Annotated in this window: 13 protein-coding genes and 4 other annotated features; all 13 genes read right to left on the bottom strand. The window is 40.2% G+C overall.

Translation table 11 applies throughout. The features are described 5' to 3' along the window. Positions 1-11: 11 nt before the first annotated feature. The 13 genes from pheT to U2P91_RS06040 all read right to left on the bottom strand — a co-directional run bounded on the left by pheT (position 12) and on the right by U2P91_RS06040 (position 15,401). A complete protein-coding gene (gene pheT / locus U2P91_RS06100) occupies positions 12-2,390 on the bottom strand; it encodes a phenylalanine--tRNA ligase subunit beta (protein WP_111886894.1) in 2,379 nt (792 codons plus the stop codon). A 13-nt stretch (positions 2,391-2,403) separates the two neighbouring features. After that, positions 2,404-3,426, bottom strand: a complete 1,023-nt coding sequence (gene pheS, locus U2P91_RS06095) for a phenylalanine--tRNA ligase subunit alpha (RefSeq protein WP_111886893.1) — start codon at positions 3,424-3,426, stop codon at positions 2,404-2,406. Between the two features lie 68 nt (positions 3,427-3,494). Next, positions 3,495-3,719: a binding site (T-box leader), on the bottom strand. Positions 3,720-3,757: 38 nt separating this feature from the next. Further along, on the bottom strand, positions 3,758-4,549 hold the full coding sequence (locus tag U2P91_RS06090; protein WP_111886892.1) for a TrmH family RNA methyltransferase: 792 nt from the start codon (positions 4,547-4,549) through the stop codon (positions 3,758-3,760). A 2-nt stretch (positions 4,550-4,551) separates the two neighbouring features. Then, positions 4,552-5,220 carry a potassium channel family protein gene (locus U2P91_RS06085; protein ID WP_111886891.1) on the bottom strand — a complete coding sequence of 223 codons (669 nt, stop codon included), beginning with the start codon at positions 5,218-5,220 and terminating at the stop codon, positions 4,552-4,554. Positions 5,221-5,234: 14 nt separating this feature from the next. Beyond that, complete coding sequence (locus tag U2P91_RS06080) at positions 5,235-6,611, bottom strand: TrkH family potassium uptake protein (RefSeq protein ID WP_322519268.1); 1,377 nt, start codon at positions 6,609-6,611, stop codon at positions 5,235-5,237. 129 nt (positions 6,612-6,740) lie between these two features. After that, positions 6,741-7,097, bottom strand: a complete 357-nt coding sequence (gene rplT / locus U2P91_RS06075; RefSeq protein ID WP_111886889.1) for a 50S ribosomal protein L20 — start codon at positions 7,095-7,097, stop codon at positions 6,741-6,743. A gap of 23 nt (positions 7,098-7,120) precedes the next feature. Beyond that, positions 7,121-7,324 carry a 50S ribosomal protein L35 gene (rpmI, locus tag U2P91_RS06070; protein WP_026393216.1) on the bottom strand — a complete coding sequence of 68 codons (204 nt, stop codon included), beginning with the start codon at positions 7,322-7,324 and terminating at the stop codon, positions 7,121-7,123. A gap of 109 nt (positions 7,325-7,433) precedes the next feature. Beyond that, on the bottom strand, positions 7,434-7,961 hold the full coding sequence (gene infC / locus U2P91_RS06065; RefSeq protein WP_111886888.1) for a translation initiation factor IF-3: 528 nt from the start codon (positions 7,959-7,961) through the stop codon (positions 7,434-7,436). Between the two features lie 7 nt (positions 7,962-7,968). Continuing rightward, positions 7,969-8,098 (bottom strand) — a sequence feature (ribosomal protein L20 leader region). Between the two features lie 43 nt (positions 8,099-8,141). Then, positions 8,142-8,936 (bottom strand): ABC transporter ATP-binding protein, encoded by a 795-nt coding sequence (locus tag U2P91_RS06060; protein ID WP_111886887.1) that lies wholly within the window; start codon positions 8,934-8,936, stop codon positions 8,142-8,144. Between the two features lies 1 nt (position 8,937). Next, positions 8,938-9,834: an ABC transporter permease gene (locus tag U2P91_RS06055; RefSeq protein ID WP_111886886.1), complete on the bottom strand. Its 897-nt coding sequence runs from the start codon at positions 9,832-9,834 to the stop codon at positions 8,938-8,940. A gap of 99 nt (positions 9,835-9,933) precedes the next feature. After that, positions 9,934-10,935 (bottom strand): ABC transporter substrate-binding protein, encoded by a 1,002-nt coding sequence (locus tag U2P91_RS06050; RefSeq protein ID WP_111886885.1) that lies wholly within the window; start codon positions 10,933-10,935, stop codon positions 9,934-9,936. A 100-nt stretch (positions 10,936-11,035) separates the two neighbouring features. Then, positions 11,036-11,277, bottom strand: a binding site (T-box leader). Between the two features lie 72 nt (positions 11,278-11,349). After that, on the bottom strand, positions 11,350-13,266 hold the full coding sequence (thrS, locus tag U2P91_RS06045; protein WP_111886884.1) for a threonine--tRNA ligase: 1,917 nt from the start codon (positions 13,264-13,266) through the stop codon (positions 11,350-11,352). A gap of 90 nt (positions 13,267-13,356) precedes the next feature. After that, positions 13,357-13,609: a binding site (T-box leader), on the bottom strand. 88 nt (positions 13,610-13,697) lie between these two features. Further along, the gene (locus tag U2P91_RS06040; RefSeq protein ID WP_111886883.1) at positions 13,698-15,401 is read right to left on the bottom strand and encodes a B12-binding domain-containing radical SAM protein; all 1,704 of its coding nucleotides are present in this window, start codon (positions 15,399-15,401) and stop codon (positions 13,698-13,700) included. Positions 15,402-15,439: the final 38 nt, after the last annotated feature.

Below are 15,439 nucleotides of genomic sequence, written 5' to 3'. Positions count from 1 at the left end.
AATTGCATTAATTATTCGCGAAGCTGAGCGTCAAATGATCGTTTGAGTTCGCAAATGATTTGATCGATCACCGGATTGATATCATTGTCGTTTAGCGTCCGTTCGCGATGTCTGAAGTTTAACGCATAGGCCAAACTCTTATAACCATCTGGTATTTGAGCCCCCGTATAGACATCAAATAATTCGATACTTTCGAAAATATCACCACTATTTTTGCGGATAATTGTTTCAACTGCAGTAGCCGGAATATCTGATTTCAATAAAATAGCCAAGTCCCTGTTTGATGCCGGAAATTTTGGTAAATCGATAAATTTATTAACCAGCGAAGAACAATTGTAAAGTGCCTCAAAAGACAACTGGCATACATAACACCGCTTTGGCAGTTCATAATTCTTGACGACAACAGGATGAATCTCACCGATTTCTCCTAATTTTACGCCATCTACGAAAACTTCAGCTTTTCGTCCGGGATGGAAGAAATCTGATCCGCCGGCAATAAATTCCGGATATTTGATTCCGCACTGCTTAAGTAATAGCTCGACAACTCCTTTTAAGTCAAAATAATCCTCATTACCATAGCTACTCATTACTAGTTTCTGTTCTTCTATGGGCAACTCCCCGGGATTAAAATTTTTGCGATAGGTATTTGCCAATTCAAAAAAACGACCAAACGGATTTTTTCGATTATAGTTTAGTGAAATCACTTCCAATTGATGTCCGATGAGGGTATGGCGCATAATACTGTTTTCTTCTCCCAATGGATTAATCAGCGGGATGAGGTTGTCTTCGAGCTGTGAATTCAGCCCTTGAAGGCGTTTTTCACTGGTGAAAGAGGATGTTAGTGTTTCATAATACCCCTGACCGACCAGGATGTTTTTAAGGGCGTCTTCAAATTTTTGAACTGGTGTTTTACCCCCTACCATGGTTTCGCCTCCCATAATGGTACCGGGGATCATATCGTAGCCAAAAATCCGGACCACTTCTTCAGCCAGATCTTCTTTAAGTTCAATATCCATCCGATAACTAGGAACCTCAACTGCCAGAATATGATCGTCGATTGATTCGACCTTAAAGAATAAACGGGCCAGTATTTTTGAAATTTCATCCTTTGAGAGCGAAATACCGACAAAGGCATTGAACCAATTAACATCCAGGATGACTTTTTTTAAGGATACAACACTCGGATAAACATCAATCAGCCCTTCAATGACTTCACAAGCGCCGATTTCTAAGAGTAAATGAGTTGCTCGCAGGGCGGCAATACCTGCTAATTCAGGATCAACGCCTTTTTCAAAACGTGACGATGCCTCGGTTCTAAGACCCAGTTGCTTGGCTGTTAAACGCACACTGCTTTTGTTAAAGTTGGCAGACTCCAGAACAATAAGGCTGGTTTTTTCAGTTATTTCTGAATTTTCTCCGCCCATTACACCGGCAATCGCCACCGGTTCCTTACCGTTTGTGATCATCAACATGGTTTTATCAATGGCCCGCTCTTGATCATCAAGAGTAATCATTTTTTTATCAGTCGTAGTTTTAATCACAATTTCCTTGGACTGGAGACTATGATAATCAAAGGCATGAAGTGGTTGGCCCAGTTCGAGCATTACGTAATTGGTGACGTCAACAATATTGTTAATTGGACGAACTCCGCTGTTTAGAAGCTTAATCTGCATCCACAGCGGTGATGCTTCAATTTTTTTTACCTTTAGCATCTTGGCTACATAACGAGGACAAGCCAGATCTTCAATCTTTACCGACAAATAATTAGCAATTTGATTTGAGCTTTCGATAGCAGAGTAAGTAGTAAAACCGGCCATCGGCAGATCCAGGGTTGCTGACGCCTCCCGGGCGATGCCGATGATGGACTGGCAGTCCGAGCGGTTAGCCGTCAATTCGACATCAATGATCACATCATCCAGCCACAGCAGTTCCCTGGCGTCCATTCCCAGGGGGGTATTTTCTGGGAGAATTAGAATCCCTTCCATGATTTCTTTGGAAAATAAATCGGTGTTCATACCGAGTTCTTCAATGGAGCAAAACATCCCGTGTGAAAGCAGTCCTCGAAAATCATTGGTACCGATTTTGGTGCCATTGGCAATCACAGCGCCATCAACAGCAATCGGAACGATCGCGCCTTCAAAGACGTTTTTAGCGGCCGTAATAATCACCCGTTCGTCAGTTCCCATATCCACCGTACAGACAATTAGCTTATCGGCATTGGGATGAGGTTCAATTTTGGTGATTTTTCCAGTAAAAATATTAATTACATTTTCAGCAACAACCGTTAATGTTTCGACTTTTGTACCCGACATGGTCAGAGCCTCGCCAAAATCATAAGGGGGTATTTTTATATCAACAAATTCTTTTAACCAATTCAGTGAAACGAGCATGTTATAGTTCCTCCTATTTAAATTGCGCTAAAAAACGCAAGTCATTTTCAAATAATAAACGCAGATCGTTAATGCCATATTTGATCATCGTTATTCGATCCAGTCCCATCCCAAAGGCAAAGCCACTGTACTGCTCGGGATCAATGCCACAGAACCGCAAAACGTTGGGGTGAACCATGCCGCAGCCAAGAATCTCAATCCAACCGGTGTTGCTACAAACCTTGCAGCCGACACCACCGCATTTAAAGCAGGTGACATCCATCTCCGCGCTTGGTTCGGTGAAATAAAACTGGTGGGGCCGGAATTTTGTCTTGGTCTGTTCGCCAAAGAGTTTTTTAGCAAATAAATCCAGGGTTCCTTTGAGATCGCTCATGGTAATCCCTTTGTCGATGACCAAACCTTCCATTTGATGGAAAACTGGCGAATGGGTGGCATCTATTTCGTCGCTACGATAAACTCGGCCTGGTGAGATAACCCGCAATGGTGGCTTCTGCTGCTGCATAACCCGTACCTGTACTGGTGAGGTCTGGGTTCGCAGGACAATCTCGTCCTCATAATAAAAAGTATCCTGCAAGTCTCTAGCGGAGTGATCCTGAGGAACATTGAGGTAGTCAAAATTATATTTAGCCCATTCAATTTCCGGACCTTCGGCAATGGAAAATCCCATCCCCAGAAAGATTTCCTTGAGTTCATTAACGGTTGTGGTAAGCGGGTGAAGATTTCCGACTTGATGCTTTTTTCCCGGCAGGGACACATCGATGCTTTCTTCTTTGATCTGAGCTTCGATTTCCTTTTGTTCAAGCGACTGCTTCTGGGCTGAAATATTATTCTCAATTTCTTCCCGTATTTCATTGGCCAATTTTCCAATTATTGGACGCTCTTCGTTGGAAAGCTTACCCATTCCCTTAAGGGCGATGGTCAGTGCCCCTTTTTTGCCCAAGTACTTTATTCTCACATTATCCAACGTTTTTAATTCTTCAACAGCATTAAGATCAGCCAAACAGCGATCTCTTAGTTGTTTGAGTTCTAACTCCATTTTATTCTCCCTTTTTTATCTTATTAAGTGTTCTTTTTTAATCATTTAACTAAAAAAATCGTCCTTCTAAAAAGGACGAAATTATTCCGCGGTACCACCTTAAATTAATACTCTATGTATTCACTCAAAATTTTAACGCAATTAACGTTAGAAGCTAAAGGTCATCAAAAGATGACGTTCACGTCTAAAACTCCAGAGGGAACTTCAATAAATTTAAACACAAAATCTCTCAGCCTGGGATTTATTCTCTGTAAAATTCAATATTTATTTACTCGCTCTATCATTGTTGATAATTTATTTAGTTTTTGTTTAATGCTGTTCTGAAAATAATCTATTTAAAATCTCTGATCAGGTCATACATGATGATCCCTGCTGCGGTTGCAACATTAAGCGACTCGGCCTGTCCCCAAATAGGAATTTTAAGTAAAACGTCACAGCACTCACTCATCTTATCCGACATCCCCCTGGACTCATTTCCCATAATAATAGCAAACGATTCGGTAAGGGGTTCGCGCTCCCATATGGAACTACCAGTTAAAGAGGTACCAATGATGGTGACTAGCTGCTCTTTTAAGTGTTTTACATAAACTGGCAACGATTCAACTTGATAAATCGGCAGGTGAAAGATTGAACCCATGGAACCCCGAAGTACTTTCTCGTTATAAATATCTGCTGTTTTATTCGATGTTACAACACAGTCAAAGCCAGCCGCATCAGCAGTTCTGATAATGCTACCAACATTGTAGGGATCCTGAACATCTTCTAATAAAATAGATCGTTTAAAGATGCCTGGCTGGACACTCATTTTTGGTAACGTACAGATTATCCCTTCCGGTTTTTGCAAGTTGGAAACGGATGTTAGAATTGAAGCCGCAACAATTGCGATGGGCACACCATTATCGACCAGCTCTATCATACTTTCGTTGAACAAGGCATCATTTGTTTTTAGCCATTCACTTGTCATAAATACTTGTTTAAATTGCAATCTTTTTTTGACGGCTTCTTGAAACAATTTGGTTCCCTCAATTACAAAGGCCCCTTCCGCATCTCTAAAAGATTTACTGCTGAGTTTCCGTAAATATTTAATTTGCTCATTATTTTTTGAAGTGATTTCTAAAAACATTGCTAATGATCTTTTCGGGATAGTTTATTGATCTCATTAATGGATCGATTTTCACCCATAACAATCAGTTTGTCGCCAGGATGAATAAGATCACTTGCCAAGGGCGAAGCATTTAATACATCGAGAGTACGAATGGCAATCACATTTAATCCGTGTTTTTCTCTCAAGTTCAGTTGCTCCAATGTTTTTCCTTCCCAGACATGGAGCGACTCCACTTCAACAATGGAATGATTAGTATCCAGCTCTAAAATGTCGATAAAATCGCCAGAAAAAAGATTGTGCGCAACCCGTTCACCCATATCACGTTCAGGGGAAAATACTTTTTTAACCCCTAATTTAAGCAGTACTTTTTCATGCTGAGCATTATTTGCTTTCCCATAAATCTCGCTGATCCCCAACTCCTGAGCATTGACAATGCCCATGATGCTGCTGTTAATATCAGAAGTGATGGATACAACAACAGCATCTACATTTTTCAAACCAATCGACTTCAGCGCATTGATATCGGTCACGTCGGCCTGTACCGCATAGGTTACCAAATTCGCGATGTTTTGAATCTTTTCTTCGTCTTTATCAACAACAACAACATTACAGCCCAACTCACTAAGAGTGATGGCAAGTGCTTCACCAAAACGCCCTAAACCAAGGACTGCAAACTGCTTTTCTTTCAATTAATACTCCTCCTCTAGCCAATCATAATATTGCCTTCAGGCAATTTAAAATTACCCACGTTTTCCCGGGCTCGTTTTTCACTTCGTGATATAGCATAGGCTACCGTCAGAGGACCTAGCCGACCAACAAACATGGTAATACTGATGGCTATTTTCCCAGCAATAGATAAATGTGGGGTCAATCCCGTCGTTAACCCAACCGTACCAAATGCAGAAAGCACTTCAAAAACGATTGTTTCAAAAGAAGCTTCGGGTTCAGTACATAATAACACAAAAATCATCAGGATGACAATAGCGAAAGCAATGACAATTACTGAAATTGCCCGGCGAATAGCTGGACCTAAAATGCTTCGTTTAAAAATAGAAACATCTTTTTTACCATGCAGCACTGAGGCAACAGTCATAATAATAATGGCAAATGTGGATGTTTTAACGCCCCCACCAGTAGATCCTGGTGATGCACCGATAAACATAAAGAGCATGGTTAAAAAAAGTGAGGGCGGCGTCAACGCTGCTGTATTGATAGTATTATATCCAGCAGTTCGCGGTGTTATGGACTGAAAAAAAGCAGCCAAAAATTTTTCTGGAAGGGATAAGCTTCCCATGGTTTGAGGGTTATTATATTCAAATATAAAAAAGAAGACAAACCCAACAATCAGTAAAACACCTGTAACGGTTAATACCAGTTTAGCATGCATACTCATCTTTTCAAACTTGCGCACATTAATCAAATCACTGGTAACAGCAAAACCTAATCCACCTAAGATAACAAGACCACCAATAACAAAATTAATAATAAAATTCCCCGCATATTTTGTTAAACTCGAATAGTTCCCAAACAGATCGAAACCGGCATTGCAAAAAGCTGAAATGGCATGAAAAAAACTATATGCAGTCCCCTGTAAAAATCCGTATTCAGGAATAAAAACAAGTGCCAGCAATAAAGCCCCGATTCCTTCAATCAGAAGCGATGAAAAGAATATATATTTGGTAAATTTAACGATTCCAGAGATCGAATCCATATTCACCGAAGACTGAATCAAGAGTCGATCTTTGATGGTAATGCGTTTCCCGGCCAGAACAAAAAACATGGTGGTCAGTGACATGAAACCTAAACCACCAATCTGGATCAGAAAAATAATAACGAATTTTCCGAAGACTGACCAAAAGGTTCCCGTATCCACAACCACAAGGCCTGTCACACAGACAGCTGAGGTGGCGGTAAACAACGCGTCGATTAAACCAGCGCTCTCTCCTGATACACTGGCGATGGGCAGAGTAAGAAGAATTGTACCTAAAAAGATAACCAGAGCAAATCCATAAATCAACATTTCCGCAGGGGAGCGCTGTCCAACAAACTTATTAAAATTCCAACGTATCTTTTCTGCCATGATCTTGTCTCCACCTAAAATATTTGATAACCATACTTATTTTAACACTCTGTTTTGAAAAAGCAACAATAATATATAATAAAAAAACTTCCCAAGCATGGATAATCCGTTGAGAAGTTTTTCGTACGATTAGTTCATGTTTTTCTTTGATACGTCAACTAAATCATTGAATGCACTAATATCATTCATTGCCAAATCTGCTAAGATTTTACGGTCAATTTCAACACCAGCCTGTTTTAAACCAAACATAAATTTACTATAGCTTAAACCATGCATTCTTGCCCCAGCATTGATTCGAGTGATCCACAATCTTCTGAAATTTCGTTTCTTTTCTTTTCGGCCAACATATGAAGATCTGAGTGCTCGCATAACGGCTTCATTTGCTGATCTATATAACTTACTTTTAGCACCATAATAGCCTTTAGCAAGTTTAAGTACTTTTTTATGTTTCTTTTTGGCATTAACGCCTTTTTTAATTCGCATTATCTATTTCCTCCTATCTTCAAATATTATCTTTTTACCATTTTGATCATTTTCATTACTACTTTAGCATCTCCAGGAGCCAAACCAGTCGCTTTTCTGAGGTTTCTTTTTCGCTTACTGCTTTTTTTGTTAAGAATATGGCGTTTTCCTGCTTTTGTCCGTTTAATAAAACCTGATTTTTTTATTTTAAAACGCTTTGCAGCACCACGGTGTGTTTTCATTTTTGGCATAACTATTTCCTCCTCCCTGTACAAGGTGTCTTTTATAAAAAACTAGATCTGAGGAACTTAATCAAAAATAGATCGGTTCCAGTAGCAGATAGTCAATTAACGTGTTGATTTATTTATCTTTTTTCGGTGCTAAATACATGACCATATTTCTTCCTTCAATTTTCGGGTTTTTTTCTACCACGGCGAGATCAGAAACACGTTCTGCAAAATCAAGAAGTACCGTTTTTCCCTGTTCAGTATAAGCCATTTCGCGGCCTCTGAAACGAATAGCCACTTTGACTCGGCTACCTTGTTCCAAGAATTTGATGCAATTTTTAATTTTAACATTAATATCATGCTCTTCAACTCGAACCGACATACGTATTTCTTTAATAACCACAGCTTTTTGATTTTTCTTAGCTTCTTTTAATCGCTGAATTTCTTCATATCGATACTTTCCGTAGTCAAGAATCTTACAAACCGGCGGTTTAGCGTTTGGTGAAACTTTCACTAGATCTAAGTTTTTTTCATCGGCTAGTTTCTGAGCGTCTTTAGTCATCATGACTCCCAACATTTCACCTGCTTCGTCAATTACACGGATTTCGCGATCTCGGATCTCGTTATTAATTTCGTGTTGAACATCTTTACTAATAGTAATATACCTCCATATATAAAAATTGCAGGTAGAGTTACTCCACCTGCAAAAAAATACTAACGAAACTTAAACTAAGTTCATTCATATTTACCTATTCCCCTGAGAAATGAGGTGAGAAGTGGAATCCTCTACTTTGTTACTTTGATATTATATGCTTATTCACTCTTAATGTCAACTGTTTTTTTATGAAAGCAAAGTCCGATCATTGGCAAATTCTTCGCCGCTAACTTGACCAAAACGTTTGAGCAAATCTTCAACCGTCAACTTCTGTTTCTCTTCACCTTTGATGTCTAAAATCACCCGGCCTTCATGCATCATAATCAGTCGATTACCATGCTCAATGGCATGGCGCATGTTATGCGTGACCATCAGCGTAGTCAGATTTCCTTCTTTAACAAAGCGATCACTTAGCTGCAAAACCTTATCCGCAGTTTTGGGATCCAAAGCTGCTGTGTGTTCATCCAGTAAAAGTAATTTCGGTTTTTTTAGTGTGGCCATCAATAGGGTTAAAGCCTGCCTCTGCCCGCCAGAAAGCAGACCAACCTTGGCATGAAGTCGATTTTCCAGCCCCAAGTCCAGATGGCTGAGATACTCTTTATAAATCTCTCGTTCCTTATTGCTGATTCCCCAGCTCAATGACCGGGTTTTACCACGACGATAAGCCAGAGCGAGGTTTTCTTCGATCCCCATATTACCGGCTGTGCCCATCATCGGATCTTGAAATACCCGACCAATTACACTAGACCGTCTATGTTCCGGAAGCTTGGTGACATCTAATCCGTCGATAAGAATGGAACCCTTATCAACACCAAAGACGCCCGCCACACAATTTAGGAATGTCGATTTACCAGCGCCGTTACCGCCAATTACAGTAACAAAGTCTCCTTCTGTCAGCGATAAACTAAAATTGCTTAATGCGATCTTTTCATTGACTGTTCCGGCATTAAATTTTTTCTCAATATCCTTGATTACTAGCATTTTATAAATCGCCTCCATTCATCGATTTTTTAAGGGGACGAAGATAGGATTTAAAGACTGGCAGTGACAAGGCAATCGCCACTGTAATCGCTGTGAATAATTTCAAATCGTTGGCTGGCATACCCATTTTCAATACTAGGGCAATGATAATACGATAGGTAATAGCCCCTAGCGCCAACGAAATCAAACAATTGAAAAAATTTCGGGTACCAAAAATTACTTCACCAATAATAACGGAGGCTAAACCAATGACAATTGAACCAATTCCCATTTGGATATCAGCAAAACTTTGACTCTGAGCAATTAATGACCCGGAAAGCGCAACCAAACCATTGCTGATGACCAAGCCTAGAATAATCATATTATTAGTATTGATACCTTGAGCTCTAGCCATTTGAGGGTTGTCACCAGTGGCCCGGATGGCACAACCGATTTCGGTTCCAAAAAACCAGTATAAGAGACCAACTATCGCCATCACACTGATAAAACCAAAGAGCATGACCACATTTGTTGGGCTTAATCCCAGGTTCTCAAGTGGTGTAAAAACCGTATCAATCCGTAAAAGTGATAAGTTAGCCTTTCCCATGATTCGCAGGTTTACTGAATAAAGTGCAATCATGGTTAAAATACCTGCCAGCAACGCAGGAATTTTTAGTTTTGTATGAAGAATTCCAGTTACCAGTCCTGCCAGCATACCGCCTACGAAAGCTAAACACGTGGCGATAAAGGGATTCATCCCATTAAAAATTGAGAAAGCTGCGATGGCAGCTCCCATTGCAATACTTCCTTCTACTGTTAAATCTGCGATATCGAGTATTCGGTAGGTGATATAAACGCCGATTGTCATGATGGCCCATAAAAGACCAAGCGATATTGCACCTAATATAATCTCAAACATTATTTTGCCTCACTTCTTATCTATTGATTATGTGCATTAATAACTTTAGCAAGCAGTCATGATTTCCATGACTGCTTGCTAAATTGTTTCTTTTGTTTTTTATTTTGCTGTAATGACGTATTGAGAAAGATCCGAAGGAATGGTTAAACCAATTTCCTCAGCAACTGCGCCATTAATTGCATACTCAAATTTAGTCGCTGCTTCGATGGGCATAGTAGCCGGTTCTGCTTCACCTTTAAGAATTTTTACCGCCATTAAGCCTGTCTGATAACCCAGATCAGAATAGCTGATTCCCAAGGTAGCCAATCCACCCGATTCAACCATGCCGGATTCACCACAGATTACCGGTGTTTTTGACTGGGAGGTGATGCTTTGAACCTGAGGCATCGCTGATGCAAATACATTATCAGTAGGAATGTAGATGGCATCACACTGGCTGACAATAGACTGGGTTGCCTGCTGGACGTCATTAGAATTGGTGACTGTTACTTCTACATAGTTTAAACCCAGTTTTTCAATGGCTTCTTTTGCCATTTTCGCCTGGATGATAGAATTGTCTTCACCTGAAGTATAAAGAACGCCTACCGTTTTTGCTGTTGGTACTAATTTAACCAAAAGGTCGATTTGTTCTTTAATTGGATTCATATCTGTTGTACCACTGACATTTCCACCAGGTTCTTCATTTGTTTTAACGAGACGAGCAGCTTCATAATCAGTAATAGCGGTTCCCAAAATTGGAATTTCAGTTGTTTTGCCAGCAATGGCCTGTGCAGCCGGGGTCGCAATCGCCAGTACCAGGTCTACCTTGTTGCTGACAAAACGGTCGCTGATGGTCGATAAATTACTTTGATCCCCCTGGGAGTTTTGGATATCAAGCGTAATATTATCGCCATCCGTATAGCCATTGTCCGCAAGAGCAGTGACAAAGCCTTCCCGGGCAGCATCTAAGGCAACATGATCAACATACTGTACGATCCCGATTGTAGCGTTCTTACTCTCTTCCTTTGTTCCAGATGTCCCAGAACTTGAGCAGCCAGCGCCTAAAACAATCACCGCAGCAATCAGAACCGCAGTCATTAATTTTTTTCCGTGTTTTTTCATTTCTTTTCCTCCATTTTTCATTCTTTATTCAATCAAACCTTTTCAGGCTGAATTGTTCGTATTCGTTTGTGTATTTACGCAAAAAAATTCGTCTCTGTATAACAGGGACGAACTAAAATTCGCGGTACCACCTTGCCTTTGATGCTTACACATCACGCTCTGCAAGCAACCTTAGTCACTTAACCAGGATAACGGTCGGTATCCGGCCCAGCCTACCGGGCAAACCCATTCGGTGAGCAGCTCACAGGATGTATTCATAATGGTGTCCCGCTTCCTTGCACCAACCGAAAGCTCTCTGAAAAGATCATCCTATTATTACTGTTTCCTGATCATCACTTTATTGTTTTTTATTATATTGATACGAGTCAAATTTGTCAACCATTATCGCAAATTTGACTCGTATTTATTCCTGATTCAGTCTAAGGTCAACGATTTTGTTTTAATTTTTTGAATTAGCTTTACCTTGAAATCTTCCATACTGATGAGTCCAGCATCACCAGTATCCCGAATTCTAAGTGCCAAATCGCCGCCTTCGGTTTCTTTATCTCCCACTACCAGCATATAGGGAACTTTTTGCATTTGTGCTTCCCGGATCCGGTAGCCCAATTTTTCATCCCGGGTATCCACCGATGCGCGAACACCAATGGCGGTGAGTTCTTCAGCAATACCTTTGGCAAAATTATGATGGGCATCAGCAACGGGGATAATCATGACCTGAACCGGCGCCAACCAAACCGGGAATTTTCCGGCAAAGTGCTCAATCAGGATCCCCAAAAATCGTTCGATACTCCCTAAAATCGTACGATGAATAATAACCGGACGATGTTTTTCGCCATCCGAACCAATATAGTTCAGATCAAAACGTTCCGGCATTTGGAAATCTAATTGAATCGTTCCACATTGCCATGTTCGTCCTAGGCTATCTTCCAGGTGGAAATCAATTTTAGGTCCATAAAATGCTCCATCGCCAGGATTGAGACGATAATTGATTTCTTTTTTCTCAAGGGCTTTTCTTAATGCTTCGGTTGCTATTTCCCAAACTTCATCAGATCCAATCGAATTTTCTGGTTGTGTCGATAATTCAACTTTATAACTAAAACCGAATATCTTATAAACATCATCAGCCAGATCGATTACCTTGATGACTTCTTCTTGAATTTGCTCGGGAGTCATGAAAATATGCGCATCATCCTGAGTAAAAGCACGGACACGCATCAGTCCATGAAGCGCACCATGCAGTTCATGGCGGTGAACTAGACCCAGTTCTCCCATTTTTAACGGTAAATCACGATAGGAGTGACCCTTTGTTTTATAAACCAGCATGCCGCCGGGGCAGTTCATTGGTTTAATGGCATATTCACTCTCATCAATCTCAGTAAAATACATATTTTCTTTATATTTATCCCAATGTCCCGAACGTTTCCATAGATCGTTATTAAGTATAATGGGTGTTTTAATTTCATGGTAGCCTCGACGTTGGTGTTCTTCGCGCCAAAAGTTTTCCAGCTCGTTTCGAATGATCATGCCCTTCGGATGGAAGAAAGGAAATCCGGGACCTTCTTCATGCAATGAAAAAAGATCAAGTTCTTTTCCTAATTTACGATGATCCCGTTTTTTGGCTTCTTCGAGTCGAGTCAGGTACTCATCCAACTGACTTTTTTTAGGGAAGGTAATGCCGTAGATCCGCTGTAGCATTTTATTTTTCTCATCACCCCGCCAGTAGGCACCGGCCAGACTTAAAAGCTTAATGGCTTTAATTCCGCTGAGGTTTTGAATATGGGGACCGGCACAAAGATCCGAGAACTCACCCTGGGAATAAAAGCTGATGATGGCGTCTTCCGGCAGATTTTCGATCAGTTCAGCCTTATAAATCTCGCCTTCAGCATTAACCTTTGCCAAAGCGTCGTTGCGGTTCAGTTCGTAACGACTAATCACCAGCCCTTCCTTAACAATTTTAGCCATTTCTTTTTCAATTTTTTCCATGATTTCCGGGGTGATAATCACATCGACATCAATATCATAGTAAAAACCATTATCAATGGCCGGGCCAATGGCCAGTTTTGCCTGTGGATACAATCGTTTGACCGCCTGAGCCAGCAGATGGGAACCGGTATGCCAGAAAGCATGCTTGCCGCCTTCATCTTCAAATTTTAACAGATTGAGGGTGGCATCTTCGTTAATCGGTTGACGAACATCGACAACCTTGCCACCCAGTTCCCCTGCCATTGTATTTTTAGCTAAACCGGGACTGATATCATTGGCAACTTCAAGGACAGTGATTCCGGGTTCATAAGTCTTTATGGATCCGTCTTTTAACGTAATAGTAATCATGGTTTTCTCCTTTATTTCTGAATTTAATTGTAACCCAGCATTATTTTCCAGCGACTCGCTTATAAAAACAAAAAAAGTCCCTTTGTCAAACAAAGGGACGTATTAACGCGGTTCCACCCAATTTGATTCACATGCGTGAATCCACTTAAGTTCTGAATAACGGTCAGCTCCGAAAAACCCTACTATTAAAAAATGAAAGATGCTACACTGCACAACTATCGATCCGATTTCAGGTTTTGACTCCAAGGTGGTTTTCAATTATCACTAGTATAGGCAATTACAGCCAGGTTGCCTATTCTCTGAATCTAATGGGTAACTTACTCGTCCTTATCAGCGCCTTTTTTATTTTTATTGAGTATTAGTATAACCTTTATCTAAAAAAGAATCAATACTTTTAAAAAAAATTAATTTAGTAAATTAAACATCAAAAATTAGCAAATAATGCTAAATCCCGTTTCAAAGAATACTAATAATCCTTGTTCATTATTGATTGTTGTTGATTCGGAAAAATGATCAATCAACGTTCTCGAAAAATACTGAAACTTGACCTGGTTATAGATTTTTTTTGGTGTAAAATTAGCAAAGACATTCAGGAAAGTCGCGATATTCTGAGGATCTTTTAAAAATTCGAAGATCCATTCCTTATCAGGACAAGTATCAAGCATATCGCCTGGCAGTCTGAGATTCCCCTGGGAGAGAAAGTCAAACTTAATCCATTCACTAACTTGATCATTCTTTTTTTGTTCTTTGAAAAACTCCTTTAAAATACTAAAGAGTTGTTCTTTTGATTTTCCTACTTCATAATATCCCTGTTCGTCCCAATAGCAAGAAAAGGCTTCAAAAAAGTCAAAAGGGGTGTCGTAAATCTTGGCTTGAAAAATAAATGCCAAACTATGTTTGAATGCGCCGCTATTGAAATAACGATCCACTAACACTTCAATTTGACGCAATTGATACAGTTCCTCAGCACTAAGATACTTATTAGAAATAATTTCATATGGCGGAAAGCTGGCATACTGGTAATCATGGATCTCAGACTCTTTGCGAATGCGGGTACCTTTCAGACACTTCAGAAAGCCTAATTGCAGCATACCGGGATTAAGGGCAATGACCTGATTAAAGGATGACTTAAACACCTCATAGGTTTCATGGGGTAGGCCAGCAATCAGATCCAGATGAATATGAATATTATCTTGTTCCAAGAGTTTTTTTACATGATTTTCTGTTCGTTCGACACTGATTTTTCGGCCAATAGCCGAAAGCGTAGCGGGTGCTGTGCTTTGAACACCGATTTCGAATTGAATCAGTCCCGGCGGTGCCATCGCTAGCAGAGCAATCATTCCATCATCGATGAGATCTCCGGTCATTTCAAAGTGAAAATTAGTGTCGCCGCCTTGTTTAATAAGATAGGAAAATATTTCTTTAGCTCGGCTCAAATCGCAGTTAAATGTCCGGTCTACCAGTTTAACCTGTTTGACACCAGCCTGAATAAAGAAATCCAACTCCTTAAAAACCCTATCCAAACTCAAGATGTTTAGTTTCTGTGTAGTTGAAGAAAGGCAATATGAACAGGAAAACGGGCAGCCTCGCATGGTTTCATAATAAATAATCTTATGATTGAGACTGTTTAGATTCTCATTTAAATAAGGAAAAGTCAATTGGTTTAATGGAACCGCTTTCGAATCGGGACTATCAACAATTTCTCCCGATCGTTTTCGATAGCAGAGCCCGGGAATTTTACTAAAGCGTTCCTGGTCGCGATCTTTGAGCAACGCGTTTAGTATACCTTCCCCTTCCCCCTTTACAATAATGTCGCAGAAAGGATAGTTCTTCATCAGCGTCATGGCATCAAAACTAACCTCCGGACCGCCTAGAATAATTTGCACCTGGGGCCTGGCTTTTTTAACTATTTCGGCTAACTTTAGAACAATTTCTATATTCCAGATATAACAAGAAAAACCAATACGTTTAGCATCGTGATCGAGCAGTAGCTTGATAATACGATGAATTGGATCATTAATTGACATCTCCAGAATTTCAACATTAAAATCCGGCAGTTGCGCCTTTAATGAACGAACGGCCAGATTAGTGTGGATATATTTCGCATTGACAGCGACTAAAACAAGATCTTTCACAGTAACCTCCAGGTTATCGGGTGGTTTATATCTAAATG

Source organism: Acetobacterium sp. K1/6 (assembly GCF_034438075.1).
Classification (GTDB): Bacteria; Bacillota; Clostridia; order Eubacteriales; family Eubacteriaceae; genus Acetobacterium; species Acetobacterium carbinolicum.
The sequence above is the reverse complement of the archived record's forward strand: the minus strand, read 5'-3'. Positions and strand labels throughout refer to the sequence as shown.

Excerpts from the sequence above, each read along its gene's own strand:
- pheT (WP_111886894.1), bottom strand. The coding sequence starts at position 2,390 with ATGCTCGTTTCACTGAATTGGTTAAAAGAATTTGTTGATATAAAAATA.
- pheS (WP_111886893.1), bottom strand. The coding sequence starts at position 3,426 with ATGGAGTTAGAACTCAAACAACTAAGAGATCGCTGTTTGGCTGATCTT.
- U2P91_RS06090 (WP_111886892.1), bottom strand. The coding sequence starts at position 4,549 with ATGTTTTTAGAAATCACTTCAAAAAATAATGAGCAAATTAAATATTTA.
- U2P91_RS06080 (WP_322519268.1), bottom strand. The coding sequence starts at position 6,611 with ATGGCAGAAAAGATACGTTGGAATTTTAATAAGTTTGTTGGACAGCGC.
- rpmI (WP_026393216.1), bottom strand. The coding sequence starts at position 7,324 with ATGCCAAAAATGAAAACACACCGTGGTGCTGCAAAGCGTTTTAAAATA.
- U2P91_RS06060 (WP_111886887.1), bottom strand. The coding sequence starts at position 8,936 with ATGCTAGTAATCAAGGATATTGAGAAAAAATTTAATGCCGGAACAGTC.
- U2P91_RS06055 (WP_111886886.1), bottom strand. The coding sequence starts at position 9,834 with ATGTTTGAGATTATATTAGGTGCAATATCGCTTGGTCTTTTATGGGCC.
- U2P91_RS06050 (WP_111886885.1), bottom strand. The coding sequence starts at position 10,935 with ATGAAAAAACACGGAAAAAAATTAATGACTGCGGTTCTGATTGCTGCG.
- thrS (WP_111886884.1), bottom strand. The coding sequence starts at position 13,266 with ATGATTACTATTACGTTAAAAGACGGATCCATAAAGACTTATGAACCC.